Source organism: Alphaproteobacteria bacterium (genome assembly GCA_016699305.1).
Lineage (GTDB): Bacteria > Pseudomonadota > Alphaproteobacteria.
Map to the genome: position 1 here is coordinate 113,666 of CP064970.1, position 17,643 is coordinate 131,308.

Genomic DNA, 17,643 nt, shown 5'->3' on the forward strand with positions numbered 1-17,643 from the left:
GTGAACCATGCTGTTACGACCTAGACAGAAGGAACTTGTCGCGCGTGCCGTTGAGGCTTTGCACAAGCATGGCAATACGCTGGCGGTCGCTCCAACCGGCGCGGGCAAGACGATCATGCTCTCCGCGATCATCGGAGAAATGTTCAAAGCGTCATCGGGCAAAGCCTGCGTGCTGGCGCACCGCGACGAATTGACGTTTCAGAACGAGGATAAGTTCCGGCGCGTCAATCCCGCCCTTGGCACCGGCGTGTTCGACGCCTCGGTCAAATCGTGGCGCGGCGATGTTACTTTTGCGATGGTGCAGACGCTGTCGCGGGAGAACAATCTTGCCGCCATGCCGCCCATCGACATGCTGGTGATTGATGAGGCCCATCACGCCCGCGCCGACAGCTACATGCGGGTGATTGAACGAGCCAAGGCCACAAACGCCAACATCAAGCTTCTGGGCATGACGGCAACGCCCAATCGCGGCGACAAGAAGGGTTTGCGTCCGATCTTCTCGAACGTGGCCGACCAGATCACCGTTAAGGAATTGATCGCCTCCGGCCATCTCGTTCCGCCGCGCACCTTCGTCATGGATGTCGGCGTGCAGGACGAATTGCGCCACGTCAAGAAAACAGCCAGCGATTACGACATGGGCGCTGTCGCCGCGATTATGAATACGCGACCGATCAACGAGGCCATCGTCAAGCATTGGAAGGACAAAGCCGCCGATCGCCAAACCGTGGTGTTCTGCTCCACGATCGATCATGCCGAAACGGTTGCCGCCAGTTTCAACGCGGCTGGCGTTCCCGCCGTCTTCGTCCATGGCGAGATGTCGGATACCGAGCGCAGCGCCGTTCTTGCGGAATACACCGAAGGTCGCGCGCAAGTCATCGTCAACGTGGCCGTCCTGACGGAAGGCTGGGATCATCCGCCGACTGGCTGTGTCGTGCTGCTGCGCCCCAGTTCCTATAAATCCACCATGATCCAGATGATTGGGCGTGGCTTGCGCACGATCGACCCCGCAGAATATCCGGACTTGGTGAAGAAAGATTGCGTGGTTCTTGATTTCGGGACATCCACGCTGCTGCATGGATCGCTCGAACAGGACGTCAATCTTGACGACCAGATGGGCGAAGGTGATGCGCCGACGAAGGAATGTCCTGAATGCGGAGCGGAAGTTCCCGCCGCCGTCAAGGAATGCCCATTGTGCGGCTACGAATGGCAGCAACAGGCGGCGCAGCGTGAATTGGCGTCTGGCAGCTTCGTCATGTCGGAAATCGATCTTTTGAAACGATCAAGTTTCCTTTGGGTCGATCTGCAAGGCAACGACAAATATTACCTTGCCACGGGATTCAACGCATGGGGCGGCGTCTTTCTCAAGGACGGCGCATGGCATGCGGTCGGCGGCATTAAAAATCAACCGCCGAAACATTTAGCCGTGGGTGAGCGCATCGTTTGCTTCGCCGCTGCCGACGACTGGCTCAATCTCTATGAAAGCGATGAGACGGCGCACAAAACGCGCTCGTGGATTCATCAGCCCGCCACGTCGAAGCAGCTTCAATATCTGCCCGGACACCGCAACGACTACAACCTGACGCGCTACAAGGCGTCCGCGTTGCTCACGGCGCAGTTTAACCGTGACGGGATCAGCCGCGCCATGAACGCTGTCGGCGGTGCCGCATGATGGATCCGACAGATATCGAGAAACGTTGCATGGAGCGCGTGCTGAAGCCTCTTGGCGAAGTCGTTGCCGAGATCGGCATGGACAAACCGTTGTCGCATTACACACGCGCCCAAATTCTCACGCTGATCGAGGTCGTCGTCGGCAATTACCAGACGTACATGGCCGAGAACAAAGACACAGGGATCCCCTTTTAATGCTCGATTTTAATCACCGCCCCACGATCGCGGACACGATCAATGCGTTGATCGACGTTCGTTTGCAGGAAAAACGGAACGCTGAGCCGGAGCGCGATTATCTGGGCGCCTCGCGGCTCGGCGTGGCCTGCGCCCGCGCGCTTCAATATGAATATGCCAAGACGCCGAAGGATGAGGCCTTCTCTGGCCAATTGCTGCGTATCTTCGAGATTGGCCATGTGTTCGAGACGCTTGCTCTCGATTGGCTCAGGCTGGCTGGGTTCGAGATATTTGCGGAACGCCCCAATGGGCAACAGTTCGGCTTCTCTGTCGCCAAGGGACGTATTCGCGGCCATGTGGATGGGATCGTCAACGCTGCGCCCGCTGATCTTGGCATGACGTTCCCCGCGATATGGGAATGCAAGTCTATGAACGCCAAGTCATGGCGCGATACCGTAAAGAACGGTCTGCATAAGTCGAAGCCGATCTACGCCGTTCAGGTCGCCACTTATCAGGCTTATATGGAAGGCAGCGTCCCCGGCGTTTCACAAAATCCCGCACTGTTTACCGCCGTCAATAAGGACACGGCGGAAATCTATCACGAGTTGGTGCCGTTCGACGCCGCCTTGGCGCAGCAGGCCAGCGATCGCGCCGTCAATGTTATCCGCGCAACGGAGATTGGCGAGATTCTGCCGCGCATCGCCGCCAGCCCCGACCATTTCGAATGCGCCTTTTGTCCTTACCAGCAGCGTTGTTGGAAGGAGGTCGCATGACAGGCTCGTGGCAGGATTTCAGCGATGCATCCGATCAGGCGCAGGCAAAGCCAGAAGAACGGCTGACGGCAGAAGATATCAAGGCGCGGTTGTTATCGCGTCTGCGCGAGGTTTTGTATCATCTGCTGCCCACCGGCAAAATCCAAAACGGACGGTTCACCGTCGGGGATACGCAAGGCAGCAAGGGCAAAAGTCTTGTAGTCGATCTTGCGGGCGAAAAAGCTGGTGTCTGGCATGATTTCGCCACGGGCGAAGGCGGCGACATTCTTTCGCTGTGGGGAGCCGTCAACGGCTGGGATCATCAGGCGCAATTCCCTGCGATCATAAGTTCGGTGCAGGAATGGCTCGGCATGCCTGCACGTCCTGTCCCAAAGGCTCAACCACAGACGGAAAGCGACGACCTCGGCGCTCACACCGGAAAATGGGATTATCTCGACGCGCAAGGCAGTCTCATCGCCTGCGTCTATCGTTACGACACACCGGAAGGCAAAGAGTTTCGTCCGTGGGATGTCAAAGCCCGCAAGCGTAAGGCACCGGAGCCACGCCCGCTTTATAACCAACCAGCTATGTCGATCTCGCCAGCCATCGTGTTGGTCGAAGGCGAGAAATGCGCTGACGCACTGAACAAACTTGGCACCTGTGCCACCACGGCCATGAACGGTGCCAACGCGCCTGTCGACAAGACCGACTGGACGCCTTTGATCGGCAAGCATGTTGTGATCTGGCCGGACAACGACGAAGCCGGAAAACACTATGCAGATGCCGTGGCAAACCGCTTGCGAACTCTTGGCGTGCGGTCACTGGCCGTTATCGTCGTGCCTGACGGTAAGCCACAAAAATGGGATGCGGCGGACGCTGTCGCGGAAGGCATGGACGTTCCCGCCTTTCTGGCCACGTCACCGCGCATGGTCATTCCGCCAGCCGCTGCGCTTCCGGCTTTCACGGTCGGGCATCTGTTGGATGACGACAGCCCCATGCCCGACGATCTGGTGGCGCCGCGCATTCTCACACCGGGCGGGCTTATGGTCTTCGGTGGTGCGCCGAAAGTCGGCAAGACCGATCTTCTGATCAGTTGGATGGCGCACATGGCGGCGGGATTGCCTTTTCTCGGCATGAAGCCAGCCAAGCCGCTCAAGATTTTCTATCTGCAAGCGGAGATCGGCTATCACTATCTGCGCGAACGTCTGCGCCAGTTGCAGATCGATCCCAATTTCATGCCGCTCGTGCGCCAGAATCTCGTGGTCACGCCGCAGGTGCGGATGCTGCTCGACGACAAAGGCGTGGAGCTGGTGCGCGATGCCATCACGCGCTTCTTCGATCCGAAACTGTTGGATGTTATCGCCATCGACCCGCTGCGCAACGTGTTCGACGCAGGAGAAAACGGCAGCGAGAACGACAACACGGCCATGCTCGCCTTCCTGCAAGAACGGGTCGAAAAGCTGCGTTTTCTGGTCAATCCGGATGCGGGCGTCATTCTCGCCCACCACACGAAAAAGATCACCAAGAAGATGCTGGAGGATGATCCGTTTCAGGCTCTTAGCGGCGCGGGAAGCCTGCGCAGCTTTTACACCACAGGCGTCATCCTTTTCCGCCCCGACGAACAGCAGAGCCTTCGTCAGCTGATTTTCGAGCTACGTAACGGCGAAGGCGTTCCTTCCAAATGGGTTGATAAGATCGATGGTCGTTGGCGCGAGATGGAACAGCATTCTGCGCGTCTGGTGAACAAGGATTACGGCGAGAGGCTCGATAACGAGCGCCGCCGCCGTCATGACGTCATCCTGCAATTGCTGTTCGACGAAGGCCGCAAGGGCAGTCTCTACACCCCCACGCAGTTCTGTCAATCTTTCGAGAACAAGGGCGGTCTCGGCGGCAATCACTCAATTCGCGATCGCATCGATGTGTTGGCCACCAAGGGCTACATCAAGTTCAACAAGGAAGGAACGGCCAAAAGCAAATACGGCGTGATGTGCGTCGAGGGCATGGAAGTTCCCACCGGCGAGGAAGTCGTCGATCAGGAGACGGGCGAGATTTCTCCCGCCATGAAAGCGCTCCTGCCGACGCATTTCAAACAGTCGGGCGACGGCACCATTTTGCCCGTCGAGAACCCCTCCGTCTGGGTCTATGCGGAGGATGTGGCATGATGATTATTGCTCAAAACAGCGTCGTCATTCTGGCCAGAATGACAGAAATCTGGAACGTCCTGCATTCTGGAAATCTAGAATACGCCTTTGTTTTCATGGGCTTGAATCCCAATTCTAGAATGACACGCATTCTGGACGGCATTCTGGAAATCTGGAAACAAATTCATATTTTTCAAGCTCTTACCCCCATTTCTAGATTCACGGAAAACCCCCTCTCTCCCTACGGGAGAGAGAGCCACCTTTTGGTTGGCTCTCTCATCCTCGGTCGGAGGGTTTTCGCTTTCACCCTGACCGGAGGATGCCCATGACCACACCGACATTGCTTTGTCTCGACCTCGGCACATCGACCGGATGGGCGCTTCAAAACGAGTATGGCTCGATCATCAGCGGGACGGCGCATTTCAAACCACGCCGCTTCGAGGGCGGCGGCATGCGCTATCTGCGCTTCAAACATTGGCTCACGGAAACCAAGAACGTCACAGGCGCGATCGACGCCGTCTATTTCGAAGAGGTGCGTCGCCATCTGGGCGTGGATGCCGCGCATGCCTATGGAGGTTTTCTCGCGCACCTGACCGCATGGTGCGAACACCACACCATCCCTTACGAGGGCGTCCCTGTCGGCACCATCAAACAATTCATCACGGGCAAAGGCAATGCCGACAAGAAGACCGTGATTGCCGCCGTCACGCAGCGTGGCCATACGCCCGAAGACGACAACGAAGCCGATGCCTTGGCAATTCTTTATTGGGCGAAGCAACAACACCAAGGACAGCAGGAGGCGCAATGACGAAGTGGACGCCTACACTGGTCGCTGACCGCATGGAAGAAGCCGTGGCAACGCTGCGCAGACTCCCGCCCGTCAAGGTGCGCGGATACTTCAGCGTATGGCCGACGATCAAGTTTGCAGAACTGGAAGTCTTGCAGCAGGAGAAGCTTCCCATTCGCTTGCGCGCCCAGCCCGATGCCATCGATCGTTTGGAGGAAACCCTGACATGGATGCCGTGGCTTGAAGTCGAAGAGCGCAAACTGTTGTGGAAGCGCGGTGCGAAGATGCGATGGAAGGCCATCTGCTGGGAGTTCGGTTGCGACCGCTCGACCGCATGGCGCAAGTGGGTCATCGCGTTGACGAAGGTCAGCGCACAGTTAAACGCAAGCAAAGGTTAGGCAAAGATGTTGCAACACTTTAGCGCGAGACAAATGCAACATTTTCCGGCAAAGTGTAACACATGATCGCGGGACGTGCGCAGACAGCACACCGCCGTCAACCCCCACGACAGGCCTTTGAAATCTTTTGGGTCCTTCCTGCGCGATAGCGTATGCGGGCGGCAAGGGCGCGGGAGTTTTCTAGCGTCTGAAAGCAGAAACGGGTTACAGCCGGTTACAGGTTACGGCCCGTGTTACAGAACAAAACGGAGTATGAGTTTGGATGGTTTGGCTTTACCTGCCGCCGGATGCGATTGCGCATGGCCGATTGGCGGCGGGTTCTATCGAAGCCTGTTCGGACTTTCCCTCTGCGCCGGAGCCGGAGGTCTCGACCTCGGACTCCATCTCGCCGCTCGAAACTATCGAACTGTGGGTTACGTCGAGCGGGACGCCTATGCAGCGGCCACGCTCGTGGCGCGGATGGAAGACGCGGCCTTGGATTGCGCGCCTGTCTGGGACAACGTTGCCGACTTCGACGGCAGACCTTGGCGCGGCGTGGTGGACATCATCCATGGCGGCTATCCATGCCAGCCGTTTAGCGTCGCCGGACGAAAGCTCGGAGACAAAGACCCAAGACACCTCTGGCCGCACATCGCCCGCATCGTGCGCGAAATCGAACCGCCCATCTGCTTCTTCGAAAATGTCGGAGGGCATCTACGATTGGGGTTCGAGCAAGTCCACGATGACCTTCGATCAATGGGTTATCGCGTTAAGGCAGGCTTGTTTACGGCGGAAGAAATCGGCGCGCCCCACAAACGCGAACGATTGTTCATCTTGGCCTACCGCGAGGGTTTCTTCGGGGAACGAGGCTTCTCGAAAAGAGATCTTGGCTGGCAATCCCAAATGTCGTTTGGAAGTCAGCGCGCAGATATGGCTGACCCCTCGCGCGCAGGAGAGCGGCGAGAAACAAACCAGCTTCCTGAAACGAATGAACGACAGGACGGCTCGTTGCTACGGGTCGTTGACCGCGCAGACGGCGATGTGGCCGACCGCGACAGCGACGGATGCCAGAGTCAAATATGCTCGCCCGCCGGAGAAAATGATCCGCAAGGACGGACGCAACGTCCTTCGAACGCCGGGACTTGCGGAAACGGTGATGCAGCCGAACGCCTATCCTTACACCAAGCAGGATGTGGAAATGGCGCAGCGCGGGGAGAGTTACCGAACGGCTCGCGTTCAATGGCCGACGCCTCGCGCACGAGAACCGGGAAGCACGAGTTCGGATCATGGGATCAGTTTGAACGAGGCGAGCAAGACATGGCCGACCTCCCTCTCTGGCCACCAAGACCAGCAGATCACGAAGCATGGAAAGACGCCCCAGCCGACCTTAAACCCGCTGTTTGTCGAGTGGTTGACGGGGTGGCCGATCGTGTGGACAGGCTGCGCCTCTGCGGTAACGGAGTCGTCCCGCTGGCGGCAGCGTATGCATTTTGCACTTTGGCAACTGAAGCCATCGAACAAGTTGGAGAACCATGACCTCTTCGAACCATAAGATGGCCGAGCGCATCGAGCTTTGGCCCGTGGACAGGCTTGTTCCTTACGATAAAAATCCGCGCACGCATTCGGCGGAACAGGTCAGCCAGATCGCGGCAAGCATCGTCGAGTTCGGATTTCTCAATCCAATTCTTGTCGATAGGACTGATGGCATCATCGCCGGACATGGCCGACTGCAAGCGGCAAAGCAACTCAGTCTTGATCATGTGCCTGTTGTTGTTCTCGACCACCTGACCGAAGCGCAGAAACGCGCCTATGTAATCGCTGACAATAAGCTGGCACTCAACGCCGGATGGGATGATGACGTTCTGCGCAGCGAACTCGATGCGCTTGAGAACGATGGGTTTGATCTGAAGCTTACTGGCTTTTCAGATGATGAACTTGCCGATCTTCTGAACGATGGAGACGCGGCAGGCAACACAGACGAAGACGCTGTGCCGGAAGCACCCGTTGATCCCGTCACGAAACCGGGCGATGTTTATATCCTCGGCAATCATCGCTTGTTGTGCGGTGACAGCACGATCCTAGAAAACGTCGAGCGCGTCCTTGATGGATCGCTGGCCGATATGGTGTTTACTGACCCGCCTTACAACGTCGATTACGGCAACACAGCCAAAGACAAGATGCGCGGCAACAACCGCACCATCATGAACGACAATCTTGGCGAAGGATTTGAACAATTTCTCTATGACGCTTGCGTCAATATGCTGACCGTCTGCAAAGGCGGGATTTATGTCTGCATGTCGTCGAGCGAGCTGCATACGTTGCAAAAGGCTTTCGTCGCGGCAGGCGGCAAATGGTCGACCTTCGTCATCTGGGCGAAGAATACCTTCACGCTGGGGCGTTCGGATTATCAGAGGCAGTACGAGCCGATCCTTTACGGCTGGAAGCAAGGCACAGATCATTTCTGGTGCGGTGCGCGCGACCAAGGCGATGTGTGGTTTGTGAACAAACCGCGAGTCAACGATCTTCACCCGACTATGAAGCCGGTCGAGCTTGTCGAGCGCGCCGTTCGCAATAGCAGCAAAAGCCGCGACATCATCCTCGATTGCTTCGGCGGCTCCGGCACCACGATGATCGCCTGCGAAAAGTTGGGACGGCAAGCGCGATTGATCGAGATGGATCCCAAATATTGCGATGTGATCGTCAAGCGCTGGGAAGAGTTTACAGGCAAGAAGGCGGAGCTGGCGACGGGTTAGAATCCGCCATTTCAGTTCATCTTTTGCGTCGGCTGTGCTACGATTTGCCCATGGAACAGAAAACCTTGGAAGCTGTAAAATGCGCGATAAACGAGATACTGGGGAACATGCCCCATGCTCCGTTCCTGTGCTTGCCGCTTTCCGCCGCTCTTTACGCCATACTCAAAGATAAGCATGGGGTTGAAAGCTCTCTTGTTGCTGGCAACTTGTCCTTCAAAAACACGATTGTCTTTCAACACGACTTTTCCGTCTCAGGAACCAACAACACATCCCTTCAACATTGGGCTGGCCATGCTTGGGTAGAGCTTGACGGGTTCATCATCGACCTTTCGCTATTTAGAACGATCTATTCCGATTCTTTTACCAAGCTCTGCAAAAGCGAGATGATTTCCATGTTTGGCAAAGGCCGCGGAGCCATAATCGCTTCTCCTCAAGCCTTGCAAAAAGATGGGTTGTTGTACGCCTCGGTGGAAGTCCTTACGGATGATGATGCAACAGGTATCATCAAGGGCATTCCGCAACTACTGCAGACAATCAGTCCCGTGACGGCGGCGTAACCGAATCGATTGATAGACATCTGCGTCTAATCGACGGTTAACGCCCGTATTTATTGCAAAACAATCGACTTATTCACTGGATAAGTGCCACGAATGAAGCGTTCATGCTGGCGAAAGGGGACCATCATGAGTAAACCGAAATCAACGAAGACCAAGAAAGCAGCAGTTTCCACCGTCAAAACCAAGCCCGTTAAGAGCATCAAGACCAACGGCAAACATCCGCAAGAACCAAGCACCGCGATGAAGGCAGGTCTTGCCGCCGTTGCAGCAATGCCGCCCACACCGCCCAAGGAAACCAAGCTATCGCTGATCATAAAATTGCTGTCACGTCCCGAAGGGGCGACGATCGACGACATGGTCGCCGTCACTGGCTGGCAAAAACATACGCTGCGCGCCGCGCTGTCGCATGCGTTGGTCAAGAAACGCGGTTACCAAATCGTTTCCGATAAGCCTCAAGGAGGACAGCGGCTTTATAAGATCGTCGAACCCGTTTGATGTGATCATTTGATGATCGTCAGTGCGCGTTCTTCGCAAAGAAACAATCGCTTATCTGGTTGATAATAAACACGGAAAGAGCGTTCATGGTGACATAAACAAAGGAGGACACCATGGAAAACACCACGCCGCTACCCACAGCAAACCCTGACTGGGGGTTTTGGGGAACCAGCGTTCGCAGCGGCTATGACGCGCCTATGGTATGGGATGCCGCCAGCCGCGTTCTAGCCGAAGCCTTCAACCTGACGCAGGAACAAACGCGCGATCTATTGGATGCGCGCTTCGGACGCCATCTTGCGGACGAACTGAGTTTTATCAAAGGCGGGCCGACGACAGCGCAAGCGATTACCGACCACATCAAGATGCGCATCGCTGACAGAAAATGGCGCGGATATTTTAACAGCGCCCTGCGCGAAATCAAAGCAGCGTAGGAGGATCCCATGGCGAGAACCAAAATCGGAACCTGCTACCAAGCCGCCATCAAAGCCAAATACCAAGACCTTGTCGATGTCTTCGGCCAGCCACAAAAAGGCGATGGATACAAAACCGAAGCCGAATGGATCGTCACGCTGCCGGATGACAAGATCGCCACGATCTACAACTACAAAACAAGCCGCTCATGGGACGACCAATATCCCGATGTGACGGAAGTCACGGTCTGGCACATCGGCGGACATAAAAGCGAAGTCGTCGATCTGTTGCTCGGCATGATGGGCGCGCGCGCCACTTTGACAGACAGAGCCAGATAAACATCCAACGATCTGTGCATCAAACATGATTGCAGTTAACTATGGGAATGAACGTATCCGCTTACGCGCGGCATCGCGGTGTAAGTCATGTCGCGGTTTTGAAGGCCATCAAGGCCGGACGCATAGCCAAAGAACAGGACGGCACGATTGATCCCGCCAAGGCGGACGCTGGATGGAGCCGCAACACCAGTCCCGCCCAGCAACGCAAATCGGTAAAGGAAAAGACGGTAAGTGAACGTCCCGCAGAGCCGACCCCAAACCCCGTTGGCGTCAACAGCGGCCCCAGTTACGCGCAAAGTCGCGCGATCAAGGAAGCCTACAACGCACGTCTCGCTAAACTGGAATATGAAGAAAAGTCCGGCGCGTTAGTGCGTACCGACAACATCAAAGTGGCATGGTTCAACACGCTGCGTGTTCTGCGCGATCGCACCTTGAACTTGCCGGATCGGCTTGCGCCGCTCTTGGCTTCTGAAGCGGATCCGAAGCAGGTTCGAGAATTACTGGATACCGAATTGCGCCAAATCCTCAACGATGTAGCGGATACCACCGCCGGACTATCGAACGCCTGACATGGAAGCATTGCAAGAATGTCTGACGCACGCCGCCTTGGCGCTGCGACCGGATCCGCGTCTGAACGTCTCGGAATGGGCGGATGCAAACCGTTTCTTGTCGCAGACGGCCTCTGGCGAACCGGGGCCGTGGCGAACGGAACGGACGCCATACTTGCGCGAGATCATGGACTGCCTTTCTCCGTCATCGCCAGTGGAGAAAGTCGTCTTCATGAAGGGCGCGCAGATCGGCGGCACCGAGGCAGGCAATAACTGGATAGGCTATGTCATCCATCATGCGCCCGGCCCGATGCTGGCGGTGCAGCCGACCGTGGAAATGGCGAAGCGTTGGTCGAAGCAGCGCGTGGCCAGCTTGATCGACGGCACGCCCGTTCTGCGCGATCGCGTCAAGGAAGCGCGTTCCCGTGACAGCGGCAATACGGTGCAAAGCAAAGAGTTTCCGGGCGGTATTCTGGTCATGACCGGAGCCAACAGCGCGGTCGGCCTTCGCTCGATGCCGGTACGGTACCTGTTTCTTGACGAAGTGGACGCCTACGATTTCGACGTGGACGGCGAAGGCGATCCGGTTTCACTGGCTAGTCAGCGCACGATTACGTTCGGCAATCGAAAAATCTTTCTGGTCTCGACACCGACGATCCAAGGCTTAAGCCGCATCGAACTCGAATATGAACAGTCCGACAGGCGGCGCTGGTGGTTGCCATGCCCCGAATGCGGGGAGCATCAGGTTCTGGAAGAAAAGCAGCTGCGCTGGGAGAAGGATAAGCCAGAAACCGCAACGTATCATTGCATCCATTGCAACGCTTCCATTCCAAGTCACAAAAAGTCGTGGATGAACAGCCGTGGCGAGTGGCGTGCGGATAGTCCCGGCACAGGCAAGGCGGCAGGATTTCACCTCTCAGGTTTGAACAGCCCTTGGCTGACATGGCAACAAATCGCGGAACGTAAGATCGCCGCCAAGGACGATGCGGCGATGAAGGTTTACGTGAACACTATCGAGGCACGCACATGGACGGAGTCCGGCGAGGCGCCGGAATGGCAACGGCTTTATGATCGGCGGGAGGATTATCGGCCTAGCACCGTTCCCGCAGGTGGGCTGTTTCTCACCGCAGGCGTGGACGTGCAGAAAGACCGCATAGAGATCGAAATCGTCGCATGGGGCCGTGACCGTGAATGCTGGTCGGTCGATTATCGCGTGTTCGCAGGAGACCCTGCAAAACCTGATGTTTGGGCGCAGATGGACGGCCTGTTGGCAGAAACTTTTACCCATGCCAGCCATGTGGAACTATCGATTCTGAAATTGTCCATTGATACGGGCTATGCGACGCAGGAAGTCTATGATTGGGTGCGCCGCCATTCTTCGGATCGCGTCATCGCCATCAAAGGCGTCGATCGTCTGGGCGCCGCCATCGGCACACCGAGCCATATGGACGTGATGCAGAGCGGAAAGCGAAAGCGGCGCGGCCTTTTGGTCTGGCCGGTCGGAGCCTCTTTCTGCAAATCCGAACTTTATGGCTGCTTGCGCAAAGATAGGCCGACAGACGAACAACTTGCCAACGGTGATAAATACCCCGCTGGGTTTTGTCACTTCCCCAAACATGGCGAGGAATATTTCAAGCAGCTGACAGCCGAACGATTGGTAACGGTTAAAGACAGGCGTGGCTTTCCGCACCGCGAATGGCGAAAGCTGCGCGAACGCAACGAAGCGTTGGACTGCCGTGTTTATGCCCGCGCCGCCGCATCTGCGGTTGGTATTGATCGCTTTACGGATGCTGTGTGGCAGAAATTTGAACGCGCTTTGGGCCACGAGACGAGAAACGAAGAAAAGCCTTTGATTGCTGATCAAAAACCAGCAATCGCTTTACGTAGAACAATTCCTAGCAGCTATGTTTAGCCCTGACATCATAAACGGAACGGATTCTTTGAGGGTCTCATAATATACATGCATACCGCGCAACGGATCCAGCCCATTGTCCGCGCGATGTGCAAGCTCATGCAAAACAAGCATGTTAACAACGGCATGCTCTTTGGTAATGTCGATGAACTCATAATCCGGCATAATTCCGTCGTCCATAATATGGGGCACAAGTTCTATTGCCATTAATTTGAATACAGGATCGCCTTTTCTTAAAACTATCTTATTCATAGCACCAGCAACGATATCTGCTATTTGAATACACGGCTGTTCCTTGGAATCAACAAAGGCAATTGGTCTGGACATATTCCACGTCAGTCTTTGTTCTTTCCCAAAAAGCTCCATGTCAACGATGTCGGTTTGTCCGATCATGCCATTCAGTTCTGGTGCCGCAGCTTTAAGTGGTTTGGATGGATCACAGTCAACTTCGAGCACTGCATGACGTTTTGACCACATTGCAAGATGCGAAAACAGATTGTGTAGCGACATGTCAAGGATCCATCGTCCGCCATCACACATACTTTTGATGTCTTCCGTCTCTCGATGGATCAGATGTTGATATCCGTTGGCAAAGCGAATGATGGTGTCGAGTAATTCGTCCATTTGACCATGAGGAGCAAACAAGGATGGGGCAACAGAAGGATCGAATGTACGCATAAAACCAGAAAACTCGGTTACAATGGTCAGTGCGTCCTTTTTGGATGTAACAATCTGCATAAAAATGAACATAGCCACAAATCGGTGCAGATTGTGGTCGTAAAAGAGTTTGTTGTTTGATTGTAGTACTGGCTCATAAATGTATTCAAAAAACTTGCAAGCAAGCACTAGCATTTTATGGTCGATAGACACCATATAGCGGCCCCTAATTTTCTTTAAGAGGTCTAGAACTATGCGTTGGCCACGCTCCGTCGAAAGTAAGCTTGATGATTTGAGTTCCGGTCCCTGAAGAGAGGGATTGTCGTGCCTAATTTGATCAACAAGTTCCTGCCCTTCCTTTATGCATAGGTCGGTCGATGCAAAAGCGAAGTAAGGCTGGTCGGCATTGAGCAAGTCATTGCCAGTAAATCCAGCCTCATCACAAGATATTAAACGCGGAATAGACATGACCTACACACTAACTCAACGCGATGCCTTGCGGCAAGCCATCGTGAGCGGCGTTTTGCGCCTGACTTACGATGGAAAGACCGTGGAATACCGTTCCATGGCTGAGTTGAAGGCCGCGCTCAACGATGTCGAACAGGCTTTGGCGCGGGACAACGGCGAGGTTCAGACCCGCCGGATCAAGATTTACGCTGAGAAAGACCTCTGATGAACCTTTTTTCTCGTATCGGTGCTGCGGTTAAATACGCGGCGACTGGACGCTTATCCATGTCCACGCTTGTGGGCGGGTTCGAAGGCGCCATGACACAACGGCGCCTGATCGCGTGGAAGGCGACGCAGGAAAACATTAACGGATTGCTTTCCGCCGGAGGCGACCTCCTTCGCGCGCGGGCGCGGCAGATTGTCAGGTCTAATCCTTACGCATCAAATGCTGCCGACAGTTTTGTGGCAAATGCCGTGGGTGCCGGTATCAAGCCATCCAGCCTTGTTCAGGATCAAGCATTGAAGGATGAAATCCAGCGCGTTTGGCTGGCATGGACGGACGAAGCGGATGCCGATGGTCTGACGGACTTTTACGGCCTGCAAGCCCTTGTCGCGCGCGCAATGTTCGAGGCTGGCGAATGCTTCATTCGCTTCCGATCGCGCCGCCCAGAAGACGGGCTGACGGTGCCTTTGCAGCTGCAGTTGCTGGAAGCCGAGATGCTGCCTTTGTCTAAGACGGAGCTTGGCACGACAGGCAACCCCATTCGCTGCGGCATCGAGTTTGACGCTATCGGACGGCGCGTGGCCTATCATTTTTATCGTAAGCATCCGGGTGACAGTACCGAAACGGGGAACAAGGGCGATATCGTCAGAGTTCCGGCTTCGGAAATCCTGCACATCTACCGTCCCCAGCGTCCCGGTCAAATACGAGGCGTGCCATGGGTCGCGCCTGCGCTAGTTAAGCTGTTCCTGCTTGATCAATACGATGACGCAGAACTTGATCGCAAAAAGGTCGCGGCCTTGTTCGCCGGTTTCATCACCAAAGCATCGCCCGAAGATAATTTGTTGGGCGAAGGCGCTGCGGATGGTGCCGGATCCGCCATCGCGGGGCTTTCACCGGGAACTATGCAGGTTTTGCTGCCCGGTGAGGATATCAAGTTTTCTTCACCTGCCGATGTCGGCAATTCTTACGAGCCTTTTCAATATCGCACGACGCTTGCGGTTTGCGCCGCTCTGGGCATGCCGTACACAAACGTCACTGGCGATCTGAAAGCGGCCAATTATTCCAGCATCCGCGCTGGCACCGTCGAGTTTCGGCGGCGCCTTGAGCAGTTTCAGTTCGCCACGCTGGTTTTTCAGATGTGCCGCCCTATCTGGCAACGCTGGCTGCAAACCGCCGCGCTGTCAGGTGCGTTGAACATGCCCAATTTCGCACGCGATCCAAGCCGTTATACGGCGGTGAAATGGATCACGCCGAAATGGGAATGGGTCGATCCGCTCAAAGACCGTCAGGCCGAAAGAATTGCGCAAGAGCAAGGCTGGAAAGCACCCAGTGACATTATCGAGGCCGAGGGCAACGATGTTGACGAAACATATCGTCGCATAGCCGCCGATCAAAAGCGCATGGAGACGCTCGGTATCAAGTTGGGGCCGTTGGGAGATCGATTGCCAGCTTCCCAAGAAACCCCGCCAACGGACGCGCAACAAAACCAAATCAATAGCAACGATCAAACCCTATGACATTTCTCCCTCATCTTGCCGGACGGGTGTTCGACACGCCCGTGTTGATCGCGCGCGCCAAATTGGACGTCATTTTGGGCGTTCTCATGCCTCGTCTTAATGGCGAAGCTCTATCTTTTGCACAACCTACCGCGATGCGCGGCTATGACGTAACGCCCGAAGGCATCGCGATCATCCCCGTTATCGGCACGCTGGTACGTCGCACAGTCGGGCTTGAAGCGCAAAGCGGCCTGACGAGCTACACGAACATCGGACAGCAGTTGGCCGAGGCCGTAGCGGATCCCAATATCAAAGCCATTCTTCTGGATATCGACAGCCCCGGCGGCGAAGCTGGGGGCGCATTCGATCTGGCAGACCAAATTTATGCGGCGCGCAAGACCAAGCCTATCTGGGCCGTGGCCAACGAAGAGGCTTTTTCAGCGGCCTATGTCATCGCTGCAGCGACCAGCAAAATCTATGTCTCTCGCACTGGGGGTGTCGGTTCCATCGGTGTTATCGCCGTTCACCTCGATCAGAGCCAAGCGGAAGCGGATGCTGGCCTTAAATACACCGCGATCTATGCGGGGGCGCACAAAAACGATCTGTCGCCGCATGAACCGTTGTCCGATCCGGCAAGAGCCACGCTGCAAACGGAAGTCGACCGTGTCTATGAATTGTTCGTCTCCACGGTGATGCGCACACGCGGGATGACGCAAGAGGCCATTAAATCGACCGAAGCCGGATTGTTCTTCGGTGCCGATGCCGTCTCCGCCGGTTTAGCCGACAAACTCGGCACCTTCGACGATGCCTATGCCGATCTTCGTTCTCGCCTGACGCAGCAGCGTCTGGCGCTTTCACCCATTCGTAACCTAAAAAGAAAGGATAAAACTATGACCGACCCCATTGAAGCCTCTGCCGAGACGCAAAGCGTCGACGCGAGCCTTATCGATCCGGCTCCCGATGTCGAAGCGATTACGGCGCAAGCGAAGGCCGAGGCTCAAAAAGAAGCCTTGGCTTATGTCACGGAAGTCACCCAGCTTTGCCAAATCGCTGGCATGCCCGACAAGGCTGCGGACTTCATCGCCAAAGCGACGCCATCCGCCGAGGTGCGTAACGCCTTGTTGACGGCCAAAGCCGTCGCGGACGAAGCGACCGCCATCGCAAGTCAAATCCCAACCGCCAATTCCACAACATCGGCTGAAAACAAGATCGACGCGGCGGCGATCTATGCAAGCCGTAATGCACAAAAGGAGGACTAACCCATGACTGTTCTGACAGAAGGTCAACATAAAGCCGAGTTTATCGTATCTGAGGCCAACGGCAGCTTATCCCGCGAAGTCATCAAGGTGCTTGCCGGACAAGTCCTGCAAGCTGGCCATGTTCTCGGCAAAGTGGGCATCGGCACAGCGACCGGTGTTGCTGTTTCCGGCAATATTGGCAACGGCACGATTAGCGATGTGTCTGCAGGTACTGGCGTTAAAGCGGGAACCTATGGCGTCACCTGCATCGAACCGGCTGCGAACGGCGGGACATTCGCCATCGAAGAACCGGGCGGCGTTATCATCGGCAGTGCCATGGTCGGCACGCCCTATGTCGGCCAAATTAACTTCACGTTGAACGACGGCGCGACCGACTTTGCGGCGGGGGATCGCTTTACGATTGCCGTCAGCGGCGGTTCGGGGAAATACAAGGAATATAACCCCGCCAACACCGATGGGTCGCAAACCGCTCTTGTCGTTCTTCTTGATCGCACAGATGCCACGGCTGCTGATCGAGACGCCGTTGCGATCGTGCGTCAGGCCGAGGTCAACGCGGCGGAACTTTTCTGGTTCGCGGGCGCGACAAGCGCACAGAAAACGACAGGCGCCGCGCAACTCAAATCCCAATTAATCATCACTCGTTAAGGA

General features: G+C 55.8%; 20 protein-coding genes and 1 pseudogene. 18 read left to right on the forward strand and 3 right to left on the reverse strand.

Translation table 11 applies throughout. The features are described 5' to 3' along the window. Window positions 1-7: 7 nt before the first annotated feature. The 9 genes and pseudogenes from IPI58_00575 (at window position 8) to IPI58_00615 (ending at window position 8,652) form a co-directional block, all read left to right on the forward strand. Complete coding sequence (locus IPI58_00575) at window positions 8-1,669, forward strand: DEAD/DEAH box helicase (protein ID QQR69214.1); 1,662 nt, start codon at window positions 8-10, stop codon at window positions 1,667-1,669. Next, window positions 1,666-1,863 carry a hypothetical protein gene (locus IPI58_00580; protein ID QQR69215.1) on the forward strand — a complete coding sequence of 66 codons (198 nt, stop codon included), beginning with the start codon at window positions 1,666-1,668 and terminating at the stop codon, window positions 1,861-1,863. The genes IPI58_00575 and IPI58_00580 overlap by 4 nt, the downstream gene beginning before the upstream one ends. Continuing rightward, window positions 1,863-2,615, forward strand: coding sequence for a PD-(D/E)XK nuclease family protein (locus tag IPI58_00585; GenBank protein QQR69216.1), 753 nt, complete (start codon window positions 1,863-1,865; stop codon window positions 2,613-2,615). The genes IPI58_00580 and IPI58_00585 overlap by 1 nt, the downstream gene beginning before the upstream one ends. Then, on the forward strand, window positions 2,612-4,756 hold the full coding sequence (locus IPI58_00590; GenBank protein ID QQR69217.1) for an AAA family ATPase: 2,145 nt from the start codon (window positions 2,612-2,614) through the stop codon (window positions 4,754-4,756). Before IPI58_00585 ends, IPI58_00590 begins: the two co-directional genes overlap by 4 nt. Then, on the forward strand, window positions 4,753-5,064 hold the full coding sequence (locus IPI58_00595) for a hypothetical protein (protein ID QQR69218.1): 312 nt from the start codon (window positions 4,753-4,755) through the stop codon (window positions 5,062-5,064). The genes IPI58_00590 and IPI58_00595 overlap by 4 nt, the downstream gene beginning before the upstream one ends. Beyond that, window positions 5,061-5,543, forward strand: a complete 483-nt coding sequence (locus IPI58_00600) for a hypothetical protein (GenBank protein ID QQR69219.1) — start codon at window positions 5,061-5,063, stop codon at window positions 5,541-5,543. Before IPI58_00595 ends, IPI58_00600 begins: the two co-directional genes overlap by 4 nt. Next, window positions 5,540-5,920: a helix-turn-helix domain-containing protein gene (locus tag IPI58_00605; GenBank protein QQR69220.1), complete on the forward strand. Its 381-nt coding sequence runs from the start codon at window positions 5,540-5,542 to the stop codon at window positions 5,918-5,920. Before IPI58_00600 ends, IPI58_00605 begins: the two co-directional genes overlap by 4 nt. A 252-nt stretch (window positions 5,921-6,172) precedes the next feature. Further along, window positions 6,173-6,751, forward strand: a pseudogene (locus IPI58_00610) (DNA cytosine methyltransferase). A gap of 680 nt (window positions 6,752-7,431) precedes the next feature. Next, window positions 7,432-8,652: a site-specific DNA-methyltransferase gene (locus tag IPI58_00615; protein ID QQR69221.1), complete on the forward strand. Its 1,221-nt coding sequence runs from the start codon at window positions 7,432-7,434 to the stop codon at window positions 8,650-8,652. Window positions 8,653-8,663: 11 nt separating this feature from the next. Here IPI58_00615 and IPI58_00620 read toward each other — a convergent pair whose 3' ends face one another. After that, the gene (locus IPI58_00620) at window positions 8,664-8,888 is read right to left on the reverse strand and encodes a hypothetical protein (protein QQR69222.1); all 225 of its coding nucleotides are present in this window, start codon (window positions 8,886-8,888) and stop codon (window positions 8,664-8,666) included. 194 nt (window positions 8,889-9,082) lie between these two features. Then, window positions 9,083-9,229, reverse strand: coding sequence for a hypothetical protein (locus IPI58_00625; protein ID QQR69223.1), 147 nt, complete (start codon window positions 9,227-9,229; stop codon window positions 9,083-9,085). 106 nt (window positions 9,230-9,335) lie between these two features. Between IPI58_00625 and IPI58_00630 the strand changes: the two genes are divergently transcribed. From IPI58_00630 to IPI58_00650, 5 genes are all read left to right on the forward strand, one after another. Then, the gene (locus IPI58_00630) at window positions 9,336-9,704 is read left to right on the forward strand and encodes a DUF3489 domain-containing protein (GenBank protein ID QQR69224.1); all 369 of its coding nucleotides are present in this window, start codon (window positions 9,336-9,338) and stop codon (window positions 9,702-9,704) included. Window positions 9,705-9,817: 113 nt separating this feature from the next. Further along, window positions 9,818-10,135: a hypothetical protein gene (locus IPI58_00635; protein QQR69225.1), complete on the forward strand. Its 318-nt coding sequence runs from the start codon at window positions 9,818-9,820 to the stop codon at window positions 10,133-10,135. 9 nt (window positions 10,136-10,144) lie between these two features. After that, entirely contained in the window at window positions 10,145-10,453 is a 309-nt protein-coding gene (locus tag IPI58_00640; GenBank protein QQR69226.1) for a hypothetical protein, read from the forward strand. Window positions 10,454-10,494: 41 nt separating this feature from the next. Further along, the gene (locus IPI58_00645) at window positions 10,495-11,022 is read left to right on the forward strand and encodes a hypothetical protein (GenBank protein QQR69227.1); all 528 of its coding nucleotides are present in this window, start codon (window positions 10,495-10,497) and stop codon (window positions 11,020-11,022) included. A 1-nt stretch (window position 11,023) separates the two neighbouring features. Beyond that, complete coding sequence (locus tag IPI58_00650; protein ID QQR69228.1) at window positions 11,024-12,913, forward strand: phage terminase large subunit family protein; 1,890 nt, start codon at window positions 11,024-11,026, stop codon at window positions 12,911-12,913. Here the strand turns inward: IPI58_00650 and IPI58_00655 are convergent. After that, the gene (locus tag IPI58_00655; GenBank protein ID QQR69229.1) at window positions 12,881-14,038 is read right to left on the reverse strand and encodes a DUF3800 domain-containing protein; all 1,158 of its coding nucleotides are present in this window, start codon (window positions 14,036-14,038) and stop codon (window positions 12,881-12,883) included. The two genes, IPI58_00650 and IPI58_00655, sit on opposite strands and share 33 nt — an antisense overlap. On the opposite strand from IPI58_00655, the gene IPI58_00660 reads away from it, so the two are divergent. Genes IPI58_00660 through IPI58_00675 form a run of 4 tightly spaced genes read left to right on the forward strand, consistent with a single transcriptional unit; the run spans window position 14,037 to window position 17,640 of the window. After that, window positions 14,037-14,243, forward strand: coding sequence for a hypothetical protein (locus IPI58_00660; protein QQR69230.1), 207 nt, complete (start codon window positions 14,037-14,039; stop codon window positions 14,241-14,243). The two genes, IPI58_00655 and IPI58_00660, sit on opposite strands and share 2 nt — an antisense overlap. A 59-nt stretch (window positions 14,244-14,302) precedes the next feature. Next, on the forward strand, window positions 14,303-15,757 hold the full coding sequence (locus IPI58_00665; protein ID QQR69231.1) for a phage portal protein: 1,455 nt from the start codon (window positions 14,303-14,305) through the stop codon (window positions 15,755-15,757). Next, window positions 15,754-16,995 carry a S49 family peptidase gene (locus IPI58_00670; GenBank protein QQR69232.1) on the forward strand — a complete coding sequence of 414 codons (1,242 nt, stop codon included), beginning with the start codon at window positions 15,754-15,756 and terminating at the stop codon, window positions 16,993-16,995. Before IPI58_00665 ends, IPI58_00670 begins: the two co-directional genes overlap by 4 nt. A 3-nt stretch (window positions 16,996-16,998) precedes the next feature. Next, entirely contained in the window at window positions 16,999-17,640 is a 642-nt protein-coding gene (locus tag IPI58_00675; protein ID QQR69233.1) for a head decoration protein, read from the forward strand. The last annotated feature ends 3 nt before the right edge of the window (window positions 17,641-17,643 follow it).